The organism is Edaphobacter flagellatus (genome assembly GCF_025264665.1).
Classification (GTDB): Bacteria; Acidobacteriota; Terriglobia; order Terriglobales; family Acidobacteriaceae; genus Edaphobacter; species Edaphobacter flagellatus.
Genome location: NZ_CP073697.1, coordinates 2,325,661 through 2,342,358, shown reverse-complemented (window position 1 = coordinate 2,342,358; position 16,698 = coordinate 2,325,661). Strand labels below are relative to the sequence as shown.

14 protein-coding genes are annotated in these 16,698 nt (G+C 57.9%); 10 read left to right on the top strand and 4 right to left on the bottom strand.

All coding sequences use genetic code 11. From position 1 onward, the window contains the following. Positions 1-143 precede the first annotated feature (143 nt). Positions 144-2,150, bottom strand: coding sequence for a tRNA uridine-5-carboxymethylaminomethyl(34) synthesis enzyme MnmG (gene mnmG / locus KFE13_RS09750; protein ID WP_260702920.1), 2,007 nt, complete (start codon positions 2,148-2,150; stop codon positions 144-146). 34 nt (positions 2,151-2,184) lie between these two features. Then, positions 2,185-3,654, bottom strand: coding sequence for a sulfatase-like hydrolase/transferase (locus KFE13_RS09745; RefSeq protein WP_260702919.1), 1,470 nt, complete (start codon positions 3,652-3,654; stop codon positions 2,185-2,187). Positions 3,655-3,763: 109 nt separating this feature from the next. Between KFE13_RS09745 and KFE13_RS09740 the strand changes: the two genes are divergently transcribed. The 4 genes from KFE13_RS09740 (at position 3,764) to KFE13_RS09725 (ending at position 8,217) form a co-directional block, all read left to right on the top strand. Next, a complete protein-coding gene (locus KFE13_RS09740; protein ID WP_260702918.1) occupies positions 3,764-4,675 on the top strand; it encodes an alpha/beta hydrolase family protein in 912 nt (303 codons plus the stop codon). Between the two features lie 27 nt (positions 4,676-4,702). Next, positions 4,703-5,857, top strand: coding sequence for a mechanosensitive ion channel family protein (locus KFE13_RS09735; RefSeq protein ID WP_260702917.1), 1,155 nt, complete (start codon positions 4,703-4,705; stop codon positions 5,855-5,857). Between the two features lie 97 nt (positions 5,858-5,954). After that, complete coding sequence (locus KFE13_RS09730; protein ID WP_260702916.1) at positions 5,955-7,262, top strand: acetamidase/formamidase family protein; 1,308 nt, start codon at positions 5,955-5,957, stop codon at positions 7,260-7,262. A gap of 49 nt (positions 7,263-7,311) precedes the next feature. Next, the gene (locus tag KFE13_RS09725) at positions 7,312-8,217 is read left to right on the top strand and encodes a D-hexose-6-phosphate mutarotase (RefSeq protein ID WP_260702915.1); all 906 of its coding nucleotides are present in this window, start codon (positions 7,312-7,314) and stop codon (positions 8,215-8,217) included. A gap of 67 nt (positions 8,218-8,284) precedes the next feature. On the opposite strand, the gene KFE13_RS09720 is transcribed toward KFE13_RS09725, so the two are convergent. Beyond that, the gene (locus tag KFE13_RS09720) at positions 8,285-9,427 is read right to left on the bottom strand and encodes a GNAT family N-acetyltransferase (RefSeq protein ID WP_260702914.1); all 1,143 of its coding nucleotides are present in this window, start codon (positions 9,425-9,427) and stop codon (positions 8,285-8,287) included. A 217-nt stretch (positions 9,428-9,644) separates the two neighbouring features. Here KFE13_RS09720 and ruvX point away from each other — a divergent pair, with 217 nt between their 5' ends. The 4 genes from ruvX (at position 9,645) to KFE13_RS09700 (ending at position 12,835) form a co-directional block, all read left to right on the top strand. Beyond that, on the top strand, positions 9,645-10,136 hold the full coding sequence (gene ruvX / locus KFE13_RS09715) for a Holliday junction resolvase RuvX (protein ID WP_313900634.1): 492 nt from the start codon (positions 9,645-9,647) through the stop codon (positions 10,134-10,136). 149 nt (positions 10,137-10,285) lie between these two features. Continuing rightward, positions 10,286-10,759, top strand: coding sequence for a GreA/GreB family elongation factor (locus KFE13_RS09710; protein WP_260702913.1), 474 nt, complete (start codon positions 10,286-10,288; stop codon positions 10,757-10,759). A gap of 54 nt (positions 10,760-10,813) precedes the next feature. Continuing rightward, on the top strand, positions 10,814-11,449 hold the full coding sequence (locus KFE13_RS09705) for a CDP-alcohol phosphatidyltransferase family protein (protein WP_260702912.1): 636 nt from the start codon (positions 10,814-10,816) through the stop codon (positions 11,447-11,449). A gap of 228 nt (positions 11,450-11,677) precedes the next feature. Further along, a complete protein-coding gene (locus KFE13_RS09700; RefSeq protein WP_260702911.1) occupies positions 11,678-12,835 on the top strand; it encodes a GNAT family N-acetyltransferase in 1,158 nt (385 codons plus the stop codon). 15 nt (positions 12,836-12,850) lie between these two features. Here the strand turns inward: KFE13_RS09700 and KFE13_RS09695 are convergent, their stop codons facing one another. Further along, a complete protein-coding gene (locus KFE13_RS09695; RefSeq protein WP_260702910.1) occupies positions 12,851-13,090 on the bottom strand; it encodes a KTSC domain-containing protein in 240 nt (79 codons plus the stop codon). Between the two features lie 152 nt (positions 13,091-13,242). Between KFE13_RS09695 and KFE13_RS09690 the strand changes: the two genes are divergently transcribed. Both KFE13_RS09690 and KFE13_RS09685 read left to right on the top strand, forming a co-directional pair. After that, entirely contained in the window at positions 13,243-13,980 is a 738-nt protein-coding gene (locus KFE13_RS09690) for an acid phosphatase (protein WP_260702909.1), read from the top strand. Between the two features lie 68 nt (positions 13,981-14,048). Next, complete coding sequence (locus KFE13_RS09685) at positions 14,049-16,577, top strand: TonB-dependent receptor (protein WP_260702908.1); 2,529 nt, start codon at positions 14,049-14,051, stop codon at positions 16,575-16,577. The last annotated feature ends 121 nt before the right edge of the window (positions 16,578-16,698 follow it).

Below are 16,698 nucleotides of genomic sequence, written 5' to 3'. Positions count from 1 at the left end.
AAGAATCGCAATAAAGAACAAACTCAAGCCAATCCAATAACTTCCGCTTCGCATGGCTCTCTCCTTGCTGCTTATTGGATAGCGATGCCTGCTGAAAAGTAACAGAGTGCTGACAAAGGGTGGTGAATGACAAGGATCAGGCTCTAAGCGACACTCTTCTGGCGCGCCTGAATTTCTATGAAGACATGAATCAGGCTGACAGCCGCAGGCGTGACTCCGGCGATGCGGCTTGCCTGACCCAATGTCTGCGGGCGCACGCGGCCGAGCTTTTCGCGCATCTCGCGTGACAGACCGCTGACCGCCTCGTAGTCGAAGCCTTCAGGGATCGCCTTCTGCTCGGAGTTGCGCAGCTTCTCCATCGACTTGCGCTGCTGGTTCAGGTAGCCCTCGTACTTGATCTCCGTCTCGACCGTCTTGATCTCGTTGCGCACCCAGACGGGGAGTTCGGCTCCGTCTCCGGCTGACGCGAGCCAGTCACTCAGCTCAGACTTAGCCGCTATGAGTGGCACGAGCGCCGGCCAGATGGCTTCAATGGTGATCGCCGGACGCTTCAGCAGCTGCGCAAACATGATGCCCTCGACGCTGGGGCCGGTGAGGTCGTCCTGCAGCGCAGCAGGCAGAGCTTTGATGTCGACCTTCGTCGAGCGCAGAAGCTTGGTGAGTGCGGCGGCGCGATTCTGCTTGGCCTCGTAGTCGTCCCATGCATTGGCGTCGATCAGACCGAGGCGGCGGCCGTGCGGCGTCAGGCGCTTGTCGGCGTTGTCGATGCGCAGGTGCAGGCGGAACTCCGCGCGCGAGGTGAACATGCGGTAGGGCTCGTTCGTGCCCTTCGAGATGAGATCGTCGATCAGGATGCCGATGTAGGCCTCGGTGCGATCGAGCGTGAACGCAGGCTCACCTTTAACGGAGAGCGCGGCATTGATGCCCGCCATCAGTCCCTGACACGCGGCCTCTTCGTAACCGCTGGTGCCGTTGATCTGTCCGGCGAGATAGAGGCCCTCGTAGCTCTTCACCTTCAGCGTGCGGTCGAGCTCGGTTGGGTCGATGGCGTCGTATTCGATCGCGTAGCCGGGCCGCAGCATCTCCGCGTTTTCGAGGCCGGGGATGGAGCGCACCATCGCGGCCTGCACTTCCATCGGCAGCGAGGTGCTCATGCCGTTGATGTAGACCTCGTGTGTGTTCAGGCCCTCGGGCTCGAGGAAAAACTGGTGCTGTGACTTCTCTGGGAAGCGCACAACCTTGTCTTCAATCGACGGGCAGTAGCGTGGGCCGATGCCTTCGATCTGACCGGTATACATCGGCGAACGGTGCACGTTGTCGCGGATGATTTGCAAGGTCTCCGGGGTCGTGGTTGCGATGTGGCAGCTCACCTGACGCAGCGGAGGTTGACCCGAGCGCGTAAACGGCGAGCGGAAGCTGAAGGGCGTCGGCTCGGCATCGCCGGGCTGCTCTTCGAAGCGTGCCCAGTCGATGGTGCGCCCGTCGAGACGCGGCGGCGTGCCGGTCTTCAGGCGGCACTCACGCAGGCCAAGCTTCTTCAGGCTCTCGCCCAGCAGCACGCTTGCAGGTTCACCACTGCGGCCTGCTGTGTACTGTTGCTCGCCGCAATGGATAAGGCCGTTGAGAAACGTTCCCGTTGTAACAATCGTCGCCTTCGCGTGAACCACGCGCCCGTCGCGCAGCTTTAAGCCCGTCACGCGAGGAGCCGCTGGCGTTCCGCTCCACGATTTAGAGTCGATCTCCTGCGTTTCGTCGGCTTCGACGATCAGGTCGATCACCTCGGCCTGCTTGATGAAGAGATTCTTCTGGCCTTCGAGCACTTCGCGCATCTTCACGCGATAGAGCGCCTTGTCGCACTGCGCGCGGGGCGACCACACCGCCGGTCCGCGCGACGTATTCAGCAGACGGAACTGAATGCCGCAGGCATCGGCGACCTCGCCCATGACGCCGCCCAGAGCATCGACCTCGCGCACGAGGTGTCCCTTGGCGATGCCGCCAATGGCCGGGTTGCAGCTCATCTGCGCGATCAGGTCGAGATTCAGCGTGAATAACGCCGTACGCAGCCCCATGCGCGCAGCCGCCATCGCAGCCTCGCAGCCAGCGTGCCCTGCGCCAACGACGGCGACGTCGTATTGTTCCGTAAACGCCATTGCCTTCTATTCTAAATAGTCGCCCGCGGCTGGCCTACGGATAGTGCGTGACCGGCACAATCTCTGCCGGAGGCTCGCCTGCTGCCTGCATCATCTGCTTCAGCTCCTCACGCAGCTCGGCGGCTTGTGCGCGAAACTCTTTGCGTCCGGCAAGGTTCACCTGCTCGAAGGGATCGGCGGCCTGGCTGTACATCTGGTACTCGACGTACTTCTGCGCGAACTCCTGCTCGCGCCGCCCTTCGACATCGAGCACGCAGTAGGTCCAGTCCTTCGTGCGCAGCGCACGTGCCGTCATCGACTCCGAGATCTGCACCAGCTCGCGATTAGGCCATGCGCTGCGTGCCTCAGGCTTCGTCATCAGCGGCATGAAGCTTTTGCCTTTGACGGACGAAGGCACAGGCAAGCCTGCGGCTTCAAGCAGCGTCGGCATCACGTTGATGTTGCCGATCACCTCGTCGAGCCGCATCGCATTGTTGAAGCCGGGCCCCTGCACGATCAGCGGAATGCGAATGCTCGCGTTGTGCGGGCTGCGCTTGTACTCCTCGTTGCGCGTCATGAAGTGGCAGCCGTGGTCGCTGGTGAAGAGGACGATGGTATTGTTGGCAAGCTTCTCTTCTTCGAGCACCTTCATCAGGTGACCGACGGATTTGTCGATCGCCTCGCAGCAGCCGTAGTAATCCGGCAACTCCTGTTGCCAGTTGCCGGGTAGAGATTTGAGGTCGTTGGGCACGAAGGGATTCGCAAAGCGCTCGGCCGAACCCTTCGGCCCGACGAAATGCCCTGTGCCATGCTCGACATTCTGAAAGTGCGGCTCAAGCTGTGAGACGTAGAGCAGGAACGGCTTGTCGTGCTTCTGCCTCAGGAACCGCTCCGCACGGTCGGTCACGAAGTCGACGCGGTACTCGTCCTTGAAGGTGATCTCCTTGCCGTCGGCATCGTAGATGGTGCCTTCGTACGGATGCGTCGTCCACTCGAACTCGTTCGCGCCCTCCCACATGTCGAGGAACCCGCCGCGCTGTTCAGGCTTCACATAACCGCGGCCTCCGCCTTCGGCTTCGGTCGATGGTGCGAGATGCCACTTGCCGATCAGATTGGCGGAGTAGCCCGCTTTGCGCAGCTCACCAGCCAGCGTCGGCAGCGACGGATCGATAGGCCGCGCGTTGTGCCACACTCCGGTCTCGGTCGCGTAGCGGCCTGTCATCAGAATGGATCGTGATGGGGAACAAACGGGCTGGTTGCAGATGGCTCCAGTAAAGTTCGTGCCGCGTGCGGCCATCGCATCGAGATTTGGCGTGCGTGTCGATGGGTTCTGGCCATTGGCACCCACAAAGTCGGCACGGAACTGGTCGGCAAGGTAGATGATGATGTTGGGACGCGACGAGGGCCGCGCCGCCTGCGCCTCCGCTTTGCCGGAGCGCAACGCAACTCCTGCGGCAAGGCTGCTTGCAATGAAGCTGCGTCGGTCGATCGAATGCGTCGAGTCCTGCTTTGAGGTGTCGTCCATCTTCTCTCCTGCGTTGTTCCGTACAGATCACGCACGATAAGCATAACGGCGCAGAGAAATGGCTCAAGGATTTCTTTACTTTTCTTCAGGCTGTTGCCACAATCTCCGCATGACCCGACGATGCCGCATCTCTACCGTCGCCCTGGTGGCGGCTTTCTTGATGTCTGTCTTGAGCGCGCAGGCACAACATGCTGCGATCACCACAGATCCTCCTCCGGACAGGGCCAATCCTGCTGCGATGCAGTCGTTCCAGATACCGAGTCATGGTGCACAGATGAATGCGCTTGCTTATATCGCAGCGGGTGTCGGGCCGCATCCAGTGGTTCTGCTGTTGCACGGCTTTCCCGGCAACGAGCGCAATCTCGATCTCGCCCAGGTACTGCGGCGCGCAGGCTACGACGTCGTTTACTTCAACTATCGCGGCGCGTGGGGCTCGCCGGGAGAATTCTCTTTCTCGCACGCGATGGAGGACACGCATGCTGCAATTGCCTATCTGCGTGAGACGGCGAATGCAGCCAAACTCCGCTCCGACCCAAAGGATATTCTTCTCATCGGTCATTCGATGGGAGGCATGATTGCCGCTAACGTCGGTGCAGCAGATTCACAGATACGCTTTGTCGGCCTTATCTCGGCTGCCAATATGGCCGGGATGGCGCTCCCCGTCGTGAAGGCCAATCAGCAGGAGGCCGCGCTGCCAAAGTTTGCCGAACAACTGGCTGCCGAGGGCATCGCTCCCCTTGCGGGTTGCACGCCGGAGTCGCTCGTCCGCGATCTTTATGCCCACGCCGCACAGTGGAACCTGCCCGATCTGGCTCCACGTCTGGCCACGCGGCCTGTGTTCATCGTCACGTCTGACGATGGTCTCGCCGAACCCGCCGATCAACTCGCTGCAAATCTGCGCAAAATCGGAGATACGCAGGTCACCTCAGCGCATATAGCCACCGATCACTCTTACTCTGACCGCCGCATTACTTTGGAAGAGCAGGTCCTGAGTGCACTCGATGCCGCACACATTCATTAGCGTTCGGATAACAAGCAACCGTCGCCCATGAGCAGGCTTCACAACTACATGTTGATTGCTGCTGGATTCCATTTCCGTCATACCTGGTTCGCTGCGATCTTTTTCTTCTGCAGCATTATCGTGCTGGCGAACCTGGTGCACTATATCCTCTTTCGCATACTTAAAAAGAAGGAAGCGCGGGAGACGGGATCTGCCTGGGGTGTGCAACGGTATCTCAGCCATCCTGCACGGGCCATCTTCTTTCTTACCTGCGCGGGCATTGCATTACCACTGTTGCCCGAGCTGCCTGCGGGATTGAACGACATTCTGCATCAGGGACTCCTGATGGCTGTCGTCGTATGCCTGGGCTGGTTTGCTGTCGGTTGCGTGTACGTCTTTCAGGACATCATGCTGCGCCGGTACGATCTGAAGGCAGAGAACAACATCCGTGCGCGCCGCGTGCATACGCAGTTTCAGCTCTTCCGGCGCATGCTGATCAGCTTCATCATCGTCATCACGATTGGCGGGTTGCTATGGACCTTCAACGACCCACGTATATGGCACTATGGCTCGGGTCTGCTGGCCTCGGCCGGCATCGCATCGCTGATTCTTGCTGCTGCGGCAAAGTCCACGGTCGCGAATTTTCTCGCCGGATTGCAGATCGCATTCACCGAACCGATTCGACTGGATGATGTCGTCGTCATTCAAGGGGAATGGGGACGCATCGAGGAGATCAACTCTGCCTATGTCGTCGTGCGCATCTGGGATTTGCGGAGGTTAATTGTCCCGCTGAGCTATTTCATCGAAAATTCATTTCAGAACTGGACACGCGAATCTTCGGACCTGCTCGGCACAGCATTCCTGTACGTCGACTACTCGATTCCCGTTGAAGAGCTGCGCGCTGAGTTGAGGCGCATCGCCGAATCGACGCCTTTGTGGGACAAAAAAGTCTGCGGTCTGCAGGTCACCAACCTTACCGATCGTGCGATGGAACTGCGCTGCCTGGTCAGTTCAAGAAACTCCAGCGAAAACTTCGACCTGCGCTGCCTCGTTCGCGAGCAGATGATTGCGTACATCCAGAAGAACTATCCGCAGACCTTTCCGACGGCACGGTTTGCGGCGGTTTCCGAGGTCCCGGTGCATATAAAGACCGCGGAACCTCTCGGCGGAGCCGGCCGTATAGAGAACCAAGTAGATCGATGACACAACGTTTTCGTCTTATTTTGGGATGAAAAATTTTCTGTGTGTTTGATTATACGAACTAATTCGTATATTGTTTCGGTCGGAGGTCACCTTGATAATGCGCCGCCTTATTCTCGTCGTTTCGTTTTGCACGGCTGTAGCCTTCGCTCAAACCAACGCACCCTCGCTCACCGGCCACTGGACCGCGAGAATCGATTTCTACGGCAATCCTGCCAATATTGGATTCGACCTTGAGCAAAAGGGCGATAAGCTGACCGGCAAGTTTCAGGGAGACCCGCTCGAGGGTATGACGGATGGCCACACCTTCCAGTTCATTGCCAAGGATTCACTAGGCGGCAGCGAGCAGGTAAAAGGCACGCTCGTCCATGGCGAGCTTCACGGCGATGTGATCGAGTCCGACGGCGGCATGCCTGCCAAGCCTCAGCATTTTAGTTTTGTTGCAGTCCAGCGTCCGCCGCGCTCGACGGCTGCGCTCCAACGGCATGAGTTCACGCCCACAGTCTTCTACCGTCAGTTCTCACCCTTCAACAAGCCCGTCCTTACCATCAATCCCGGTGACACAGTTCATACCACTACGGTGGACGCTGGTGGAGTCGATCACAACAGCGAATACCGGGTGATGGGCGGCAATCCTGAGACAGGTCCTTTCTTCATCAATACAGCGATGCCCGGAGACACCATCGCCGTGCATATCACGCGCTTGCGGTTGAACCGCAACTGGGCCCAGAGCGATGATTTCCTTGTCAGCCGCGCCGTGGATAGCGGTCTCGCGGTTAAGATGAAGGACGCCGGCAAGACCATCATCTGGAATCTCGATCTCGCGAACGGTACGGCAACACCGGCTAAGCCCTCCGAACATCTTGTGCACTACACCATACCGCTTCATCCCATGCTGGGCTGTGTCGCTACGGCTGTCGGCCCAGCGCAGGCTCCGCCTCCTACGGGTGACTCCGGCTATTTCGGCGGCAACATGGACTTCAACGAGATTGCGGAAGGCGCTACGGTCTATCTTCCCGTCTCGAATATTGGCGCACTGCTCTACCTTGGCGATGGCCACGCCGCGCAGGGTGACGGCGAATTGAACGGCAATGCACTGGAGACCTCGATGGATGTCGAGTTCACGGTTGATGTGCTTCCCGGCAAGCGTGCTCCCGGTCCTCGTGTCGAGAACGCTACGTCGATCATGGCGATGGGGCTTGGCTCGGTGGATGATGCGCTGAAGGGAGCGACCAGCAATATGGCCGCGTGGCTTGAAGACGAATATAAGCTCACTCCATCTGAAGCCGCTCAGGTGTTGGGCACCGCCACGCACTACACCATCAGCGAGGTAGCTGATCGCAATGCCGGTGTCGTCCTGAAGCTCGACAAGGAGCGGCTGAAGACATTGACTGCGACACAGAAATAATCGTGCGCCAGCGCTGCATTCGTTCGCAGGGAATACACTTGAGATCGATATGGACATCAAACAGCTTACCGATCACTTCGCCATTCCCGGTGTGCTCCACTTCGATGAGCACAATGGACTGGTGCGCGCCGTTGTTACCACTCCGGAGGCTAACGCCACTATTTATCTGCAGGGCGCGCACATCACAAGCTGGCAGCCTAAGGGGCAGGAGGATGTGCTCTTCCTGAGCAAGAAGAGTGACTTCGAACCGGGCAAGCCGATTCGCGGTGGCGTGCCCCTCGCCTTCCCATGGTTTGCTATTGATTCCAAACAGGACCGCTGGCATGGCAAGCCGGGACCGACGCACGGCTTTGCGCGCATTCAAGACTGGACGCTGACCTTCGCCGCGCAGTCGGGTGACGACCTGCATCTTACATTCACGCTCGGACCGACCGAGTTGAGCCGCGAGATGGGCTTCGATCACTTCCGCGTCGCTTTTGAGCTAACCATCGGCCGCTCGCTGACCATGAAGTTTGCCGTCGCCAACGACACCGGCATGCCCATGCTGTTTGAAGAGGCGATGCATACCTATTTCCACGTCGCTGATGTAAAGCACATCTCGGTCACTGGCCTGGAGCCGACCGGCTACCTCGACAAGACGGACGGCTTCAAGGGCAAACCCGCTGCCAATGCGCCGTTTGTTCCCACCGCCTTTACCGATCGGGTCTACAACAATACGACGGCCACCTGCGTTATCCACGATCCGGGCTTCAAACGCGCTATCACGATTGCGAAGCAGAACTCGAATACGACTGTTGTCTTCAATCCGTGGAAGGCAATGCCCGACCTCGGCGAAGAGGAATGGCCGTACTTCATCTGCGTTGAAACCGTAAACGCTGGAGCCAACGCCGTGACGCTGGAGCCGGGTAAGACGCATGTGATGACGGCGCAGATCACTCTCAGCGAACTGAAATAAACAGGTTAAAAATACAAAGAGAGGAGCCAGCGCTGGCTCCTCTCTTCGTGTCTTCAGGCATGCCTGCTTATGCGTGGCGCGGAGTTGTCTTCCACTCGAGGTTTGGGTCGTCGAGAAATTCGTTGATTGGATTTTCCTTCGGCACGTGGCGTTTGAAGAGTGAGGGAATCTGGCGAGCGATCAGGTTGTCGCGGAGGATGAACAGATCGGTGCACTTCTCCTTCACGAAGGAGTGGCTCATGGAGTGTGAAGTGCCTCCCTCGAAGTAAAGGCGGCGGGTTCCGCGTTGCAGTTCGTGCTCCATCAGGTAGTTGCGCATGACGGTGCCCAGCGAGTAGGGCTTCATGTCGTTGCGGTTGATTTGCCAGAACATTTCCATATTGCGTCCGGCGTGCAGTCCGCCGACGAGCGAGAGCCAGCGCCCGTCGCGATCGCGCAGACCGCAGAGGACAGGGTCCTTGAGCTCGTGGAAGGAGTCGTACTTCCAGCGGGCGATCTCGTCGGTCGAGGGATAGGAGGAGATGCGGTTCAGCTCGAGGAAGTCCTCACGGGAGATCTTTGCTTCGGGAACGAACTCGCAGCCAAGGTCTTTTTCGGCGCGACGGCGGTAGTAGCGCAGGTGGTTGCGTGTGCGTGCACCCATGATGGAGAGCGTTTCGTCGAAGGTCTTCTTGAGCGGGAGATAGTCAGGAATCTCGCGCTCACGAGTCGCCCAGCGAAGCGCGAAGCCTGCGCCCTTGAGCACTTCGGTTAATGGAGCCCCGTTGTGGCGGAAGGTGAGCAGCACGCATTGTGCCCCATGCGAGAGCAGCGTGCGGCAGGTGAGTTTGGCAAACTCGGCACTGTCGATCGGGTCGGGAATGAGGGCACGGCGTCCGGTATCGTCGAACGAAGTGAAGATGCGCATGCCGAGGTCGGCTACGCGATGTTCATAGAGCAGGACGGCAGCATGCGCGCTAACGTTGGCGTCGGAGGAGCCGGAGCCGCGAGTAAGAGCGACCATGCACGGGGACTTCTGGCGGATGTTCAGCCAGGAGAGAAAGTATTGGAGGTCGTCAAGAGCGCCAGGGTGCCCGCAGCTTCTTCCAAGTTCAACAAGCGCGGGCTGCAGACGAAGGATGTCTGCGGACTGCCGGATCACCTGAGTGGTTGCTGGCCCATGATGAGGAAAGGCCAGTCGATTAGACAGGTCGACTGCAATAGAAGACATTCAGAGAAACCTCGGACAACTAAATTCGCAAGCTTTGTCGTGAAGTTGCTCTGTTCGAGGTTTGCTCTGCTGTGATCCTGGCAACTGGCTTCATATTAAAGCACGACCTTGTTAAATCCATACACACTATGGGTTAGTTAGAGGGAAGGCATATTTTTGGAAGCTGCGGGGGGCAGGGGGGGCCGGGTGTGTTTGGGCGGCTTTACACTCATAAAAGATGCAGGAGCCTGTTCACAACGATCTGCAGGATACGGGGGAGCCATTGCCCGGAGGCGATGGACCGCCCAGGGTGATGGGGTTCGACGTGGGGGACCGTAGGGTCGGGATCGCCGTTTCGGACCCGTTGGGATACACTGCCCAGCCGCTGATGACCCTGCACAGGACGCGGCTACGAGCGGATATGAAGTCGATTGGGAGGCTGCTGCGTCGGCACGGGGTTGCCGAGGCGGTGGTTGGAAACCCGCTCTATATGTCAGGGGATATCAGCCCGCAGGCATTGAAAGCACAGGCCTTCGCCGAGGCGCTGCGGACGGAGTTCAGCATCGTGGTGCATCTATGGGATGAGCGACTGACCACCACCGAGGCGCACCGGCATTTGGACGAGGCCGGGCATGGAGGGCGCCAGGAGCGCAAGGGGATCATCGACCAGGTAGCGGCGGTATTGATTCTACAGAGCTTTCTGGATGCCCGGGCCGCTACAGGCAGATGAATCGGGGTTCATTTGCGATGGATTCGGATGGTGGCGGCGTATAATCATCTTTTCGCCCCCAATGAACTTTTCTTCGGGCGCGGGAAGAGGGTCGCCCCGCGAGCGCTTGAGACGCCGTGTTGCGACAAGCCCAGTTACAGGAAGGCTCCATGCCAGAACAGATTATGAAGCGGCTCCAGGAGGAGATTAAGCAGCTCGAGTACGAGTTGACGACGGAGCTGCCCGCAGAGATTAAAAAGGCCGTCGCCCTGGGTGACCTGAGCGAGAACGCCGAGTATCACATGGCCAAGCAGCGGCAGGAGTTTGTGAATGCCCGTCTGGGTCAGCTGAAAAAGCGTATGGGCGAGCTGGCGCTGGTAAACCTGACCAATATTCCGCACGACAAGGTTGGCTTTGGTGCGACGGTCACGGTCTTCGACAGCTCGAAGGATGAGGAGATTGTCTACAAGCTGGTGACCAGCGAGGAGTCGGACGTGACTAAGGGGCTGATCTCGACGACGTCGCCGATCGGCCGCGCGCTGCTGGGTAAGAAGGAAGGTGACACGACGACTGTCGTCACGCCGAACGGCAAGCGCGAACTGGAGATTCTTAAGCTGGTGACGATTCACGACACGGCGGAGTAGTAGATATAGGAGTGCGCGGATGAGGCTGCGCAACGAAAGCGGCAAGAGGTAAGGGTGACCTGGACTAGTGCATTCGGTAAGGGCAGCGGCTGGTTGCTGCAGAAGATCGTCAACGGGCTTGCGTTGTCCCGCATCTCGCCGAATACGCTTACCTTTATTGGCCTGATCATCAATATTATTGCGGCGCTGTTTTTTGGTTTTGCGCGTGGGGCGCATGCCAATCGCATGTTCTTGTATGCCGGTTTGATCATTATCGGCGCGGGTGTCTTCGACATGGTGGATGGGCGCGTGGCGCGCGCAACCAATCAGGTGTCGGTCTTCGGTGCCTTCTTCGACTCGGTGATCGACCGTTACTCCGATGTGGCGATCTTCTTTGGCTTGCTGGTGTATTACGCACGCGGCAACCGCCTGTTTTATGTAGGGCTTGTGGCGTTCGTGATGACGGCTTGCCTGATGGTGAGCTATACGCGCGCTCGCGCTGAGGCATTAATCGGGACGTGCAAAGTGGGCTTTATGGAGAGGCCGGAGCGCATCGTCTGCGTGATTCTGGGGGCACTGTTCAATAAGTGGGGTGTGATGGCGGCGGCCCTTTGGGTATTGGCTATCTTCTCGACGATCACAGTGATTCACCGTATCCGTTTCACCTATTTGGAAACGGAGCGCAGGAAGCTCGCTGCAACGGCAAACTAAGGTCGCACGACCTTTGCGCATTCTCTCTATAAAAATTTAGTGACCTTGGTTTTTCTTAGGTTACCGTCAATCAAAAAAGTACATCTTAGCTAGAGTTCACTTGTTTCCAGCATGTGTGCGTGTCAGTATGTCTTCGAGTCTTTTCGAAGACCGACGCGAGTTACACCGGGTTTGCTTGTACGGTTTGCAGCGTTTTTCTGCTTAACCTTTCGTCCGAGGTTTTGGTGTATGTCTTCCGCCGCGTTTGAGAGACCGCGCAGCTTTGTCCTGCCTGAGATGCAGGGCTCTCCCACTCCACTTGTGGTGCGTGGCTCCGCTGAAGTTCTGCATATACAACCTGCTCTTGAGAAGCTTGCCAGCCGCTGCGGCCAGACAGGCGCGATGGACGACCTCGACTACTTTCTGGCGCGTCCGCAGATACGGAAGAAGACACCCTGTCTCGTCACGCTGGCGCACGCAGAACAGCAGAGTGCTGCTCCCGCTGCCGATGAGCTGGAAGCGGCTGTGCTCTTGTATGAACACCAGATTGCCGGTTATGGCATCCGCATCTTTGCTACGGACGATACGACAGGCCGCAGGACATTGGTGTCGCCATCGTGGATGCGTGCGCAGTTTGCGTTGACGGCCTGTCATCGTCTGCTGACGCAAGGCGCGCAGTGCATCCTGATCTCGTTCCGTCACGATGAGCCGCAGGTGGATGCTTCGCTGGAGCGTCTGCTGGAAGGTTGCGGCTATGCCTGTCGATGGGCGAGCCGCGAGCGTGAGATTGTGAGCTATCTGCCGCTGGAATCGACATTCGATGCGACTCTGGCGCTGATGGGCGCGCGCACTAGAAATCATCTGCGCTACTATAGACGCAAAGCGGAGAAACAACTGGGCTGCGTCTTTGTGCCCGATGCGACGATCTCGCGGGAAGAGTTTATGGAGATGAATCGCACATCGGCATACCCGGTCCCGGATGAGATGGCTGCGTGGCGGTATGATTCGCGCGCGATGCCTGGTTCGCCGCTGTTCTACGGAATGCGCGACCGCGATGGACGCTGGCTGAGCCTGATGGGTGGGCGCCACGTGTGTGGAAACATGGAGATGTATTGGCAGATGAATTGCGACCTGCCGGAGCAATCGATCGGTACAGCGATGCGGTCGATGCTGATCGAGCACGAGGTGAAGCGTGGAACGCGGAGGATGTATGTCGAGGGAGGCACGACACACTCGATGAGCCATGCCTTTGTGCGTGAACGTTCGACCGATCTGATTGTGATGCGCGAGTCTTCGCTGGCGCGCATCATTCCCGCGCTGGTGAAGCGTTTTCTGCCGCCGGAAAACATGCTGTTGCAGGTTCTCGAAGACGAAACGCTCGAGTGGAAGCACATACGCAAGCACTGATACCGTGCCATCGCGTCAGGAAGATTTATTGACGAGATGGAGTGTCTGCGATGGCCCGAGCCGCTCGTAGGGATGCTGCCGCGCTTTGAAGGTGACGTTGAGATAAGTTCCCTTGGATGGCGCGTTGCGGAACTCTTCGTATTCCTCGGGCGTAACGTCGTAGTAACGATAGACACCGCGTTTGCCACGATAGACGATGGTCAGCGCGTTGCGTTCGATATCGTAGTTCATCGCGGCGATGACGCTGGAGGGCATGGGGAGATCCTCCTGAAGCACGATCAGCTTAAGCCAACCTTAAGATGAGCGTAAATTAATCCGCAAAAACTCCTTTGCTTTGAGTCAATTAAACCCTGCATTCACGATTCGGTAAAGGTCTGTTCACAGAGCCTTATTAGGCTCGTCACATCATGAGACATTCTGCGGGGGCCCTGTCGCTCCTCTGTGTTGTGTGCGTTACGGCGTGCGCGCAAGACAAAACTGCCGTCGATGCGAAACCTGCGAAGGTGCGCACAGCGACATATGTGCACATGGATCATCTGCCTCTGCTGACGATGATTCCCGAGCCGCCTGCTGTGGACTCGGCCGTCACGAAGTCGGAGTTTGCAGAGCTGCATCGCATTCAGGACGCGCGCACAGCAGAGCAGGTGCGCGAGGCGAAGGCGGACGATGAAGAAGAGGACATCTTCGTTTACAGGACTGTTCTCGGTTCGGAATTCAACGCGAAGACATTGCCGCTGACGGCGGCCCTCTCGGCGCACGTGCATGGCGATGAGCCCGTGGCCAGCGATCTGCTAAAGAAGCACTTTCAGCGCCCGCGCCCGTACCAGGTGGATGCGACGATTCATCCGGTATGTAAGCTAACCGATCAACACAATGCTTACCCGAGCGGACACACGCTCTCCGGCTATCTGCTGGCGCTGACGCTGGTGCAGATGGTGCCGGAGAAGGGTGAGGCAATTCTGGAACGCGCAGACAACTATGCGCACAACCGGCTGGTATGTGGTGTGCATACCGCCAGCGATCTTGAGGCGAGCCGGCGCGTGGCCTATGCCATGTTTGCCAGCATGCTCGACGACGCACGTTTTCAACGGGATCTGGCAGCGGCGCGTGTAGAGACGCGGCGCGCGCTTCACCTGAGTGAGTAGACAAAGAACGATACGGTTATCTCCCCGCAAAAGCAGATTGCAACAAAGGAAAGGCTTGGAGGCAATTGATGAGAGGAATTTTCAGGAAGTTTGCTGCACCGTTGAGCGTTGCTGCGCTCGCAGTGCTTTCTACCGCCGCAGTGCTGGCCCAGCAGGCCGCCAGCGTGTCGGGTACCGTTGCCGATACGGTGGGCACGGCCATTCCGCACTCAATCGTTGTGATCAAGAACGAGAGCACGAATGCAGTTACGAAGGTGTCCGGCGATAACGTAGGCCACTTCGCTTCGCCGTCCCTGCCCGCGGGTACTTACACCATTGAGGCTTCCGCGCCGAACTTTGCTTTGACGACGAAGAAGGGTGTTGTCGTGTCAGCGGATCATCCTGCAGAGCTGACGATGGTGTTGAACATTGGATCGGTGACGGACCAGATTACGGTCGAGGCTTCAAGCTCGAATTCGATCGCGGCGCAGTATGCTCCGATGGACGGCCTGCTGGAAGCACGCAGCGCGCGTACTGAGGTGAACTCGGCGTTCATCCAGAATTTCTCGTCGCCGTTTTCAGACTACACCGAGGTGATGCAGATGACGCCCGGGCTATTCAGCATCAACTCGAACGGTGTTGGTCTGGGCGATGCGAAGATGTACTTCCGCGGCTTCTCCGACGGTCTGTATGACATCACCTTCGACGGCATTCCATGGAACGACACGAACACGCCATCGCATCACTCGTGGGCGTTCTTCCCCTCGCAGTGGCTGGGCAGTGTGGACTTCGACCGCAGCCCCGGCACGGCTTCAACGCTTGGACCAACGCCATTTGGTGGTTCGATCAATTTGCTCTCGAAGGAGATGACTCCGGCGCGCAACCTGCGTCTGGGTATGAGCTACGGTTCGTTCAATACGATCCTTGGCGACGGACAGTTCGATTCGGGTAATTTCGGCGGCAAGAAGAAGAGCAACAACCTGCTGGTCGATGTGCACCACATGACCTCGGATGGCTTCCAGACATTGAACCGCCAGACGCGCAATGCTGGTTCGCTGAAATACCAGTACAAGTTTTCGGACACGAAGGTGTTGACCGGGTTTGCGGGTGTGATTCGGCTGAATGCGAATACGCCAAACATCAAGGGGCCGACACGCGCGCAGATCGCGCAATTTGGCTACAACTACCTGCTGCAGAATACCGATCCCACGCAGCAGAACTATCAGGCATACAACACCTACTGGGTGCCGACGGACTTTGAGTATGTCGGCTACAAGCAGCAGCTGGGCAAAGGATGGGCGCTCGACACCAAGCCTTACACCTATAGCTACTACAACGCGCAGTACTACGCGACGCAGCCCACAGACAAGAACAAGAATCCCATCCCGATCAACCCAACGAACTGCGCTCCGGTCAAGGGCATCCGTACCTGCGCGGTCGATAAGCTGAACAGCTATCGCAAATATGGCGAAATTACCTCGCTGAGCCAGGTGTCGAAGTACGGCATCTTCCGCGCCGGTATGTGGTACGAGTGGGCGGCGACGGATCGTTTCCAGATCCCGTCTGACCCCATCACGCATACGGATGACGTGCTGCCCAACTTCCACGAGAAGTTCTGGACCAACAGCTATCAGCCGTTTGCCGAGTACGAGTGGCACGCGACGAACAGGCTGAACGTGACCGCCGGCTTCAAGTGGGCGCACTACAACCAGAGCCTGAAGCAGTATGCAGATAATGGCAACACAGTGGGTAGTCTGAACGGCGCAGCGTTTGTGACTAACTCCGGAAGCTATAACAGCTACCTGCCCAGCGTGGATGCGAACTATCGCATCAAACCAAACTGGAGCGTGTACGGACAGTACTCGACCGGTTCGGTCATTCCTCCAAGCTCGGTCTTTGATGTGACGGGTTCTGTCGTGACGAAGCTGCCGAAGCCGACCGGTGCCAATAGCTATCAGGGTGGCACAGTCCTGAAGCTGAGCCGCGCGACGTTGAATGCGGACTATTTCTACATCAACTTCGAGAACGTCTATACGTCTTCGGCCGACCCAAACAACCCGAGCGCGACCTCGTACTTGCAGGGTGGAAACAGCGCGGCGAAGGGCTTCGAGGGTGAAGCTAATGTATATCTCTATAAAGGTCTAAGTCTGTATGCCAACGGTACTGTCGGATCATCGAAGTATGTTTCGCAGACGATCAACGGCGTAGCCAACCCGAACTACGATAAATGGGTAGCGAGCACTCCCGGGGACACAGAGAGCCTGGGACTGACGTATCAGCAGAAGTACCTGGACCTGGGCATCTTCAACAAGCGCATCGGCTCGATGTGGAACGACGGCGGTAAGAAGACCTCTGTCATCAACCAGTATGTGCCGATCGATGCCTTCAATATGACGAACCTGTTCGTCAATTTCACCGTGCGCAAGGGCTCGTTCTTCGACCAGAGCAAGCTGCGGTTCAGCGTCAACAACCTCTTTGACACACGGCAGATCACCAGTCTCACGCCTGTGTCTACGACCTTGCCATACACGCCAAACTCCGGCGATCAGCTGGGTCTGCTGGCTGGACGCAGTGTGACGGTCTCGTTCGTGATTGGCCTGTCACCGCATCACGAGTAATGGCATCGACGATATAAAGTCTCCTCCGGGGAGCAGCGAAAGCTGCTCCTCTTTTTTCTGCATAGTGAAGGGCAATGGCACGTTTTTCGATATACAGCATCTGTACGCTCACTTTGCATAC

What these genes read in the sequence shown, in the direction of transcription:
- mnmG (WP_260702920.1), bottom strand. Translation starts at nt 2,150, where the DNA reads ATGGCGTTTACGGAACAATACGACGTCGCCGTCGTTGGCGCAGGGCAC.
- KFE13_RS09745 (WP_260702919.1), bottom strand. Translation starts at nt 3,654, where the DNA reads ATGGACGACACCTCAAAGCAGGACTCGACGCATTCGATCGACCGACGC.
- KFE13_RS09740 (WP_260702918.1), top strand. Translation starts at nt 3,764, where the DNA reads ATGACCCGACGATGCCGCATCTCTACCGTCGCCCTGGTGGCGGCTTTC.
- KFE13_RS09735 (WP_260702917.1), top strand. Translation starts at nt 4,703, where the DNA reads ATGAGCAGGCTTCACAACTACATGTTGATTGCTGCTGGATTCCATTTC.
- KFE13_RS09730 (WP_260702916.1), top strand. Translation starts at nt 5,955, where the DNA reads ATGCGCCGCCTTATTCTCGTCGTTTCGTTTTGCACGGCTGTAGCCTTC.
- KFE13_RS09725 (WP_260702915.1), top strand. Translation starts at nt 7,312, where the DNA reads ATGGACATCAAACAGCTTACCGATCACTTCGCCATTCCCGGTGTGCTC.
- KFE13_RS09720 (WP_260702914.1), bottom strand. Translation starts at nt 9,427, where the DNA reads ATGTCTTCTATTGCAGTCGACCTGTCTAATCGACTGGCCTTTCCTCAT.
- ruvX (WP_313900634.1), top strand. Translation starts at nt 9,645, where the DNA reads ATGCAGGAGCCTGTTCACAACGATCTGCAGGATACGGGGGAGCCATTG.
- KFE13_RS09710 (WP_260702913.1), top strand. Translation starts at nt 10,286, where the DNA reads ATGCCAGAACAGATTATGAAGCGGCTCCAGGAGGAGATTAAGCAGCTC.
- KFE13_RS09700 (WP_260702911.1), top strand. Translation starts at nt 11,678, where the DNA reads ATGTCTTCCGCCGCGTTTGAGAGACCGCGCAGCTTTGTCCTGCCTGAG.
- KFE13_RS09695 (WP_260702910.1), bottom strand. Translation starts at nt 13,090, where the DNA reads ATGCCCTCCAGCGTCATCGCCGCGATGAACTACGATATCGAACGCAAC.
- KFE13_RS09690 (WP_260702909.1), top strand. Translation starts at nt 13,243, where the DNA reads ATGAGACATTCTGCGGGGGCCCTGTCGCTCCTCTGTGTTGTGTGCGTT.
- KFE13_RS09685 (WP_260702908.1), top strand. Translation starts at nt 14,049, where the DNA reads ATGAGAGGAATTTTCAGGAAGTTTGCTGCACCGTTGAGCGTTGCTGCG.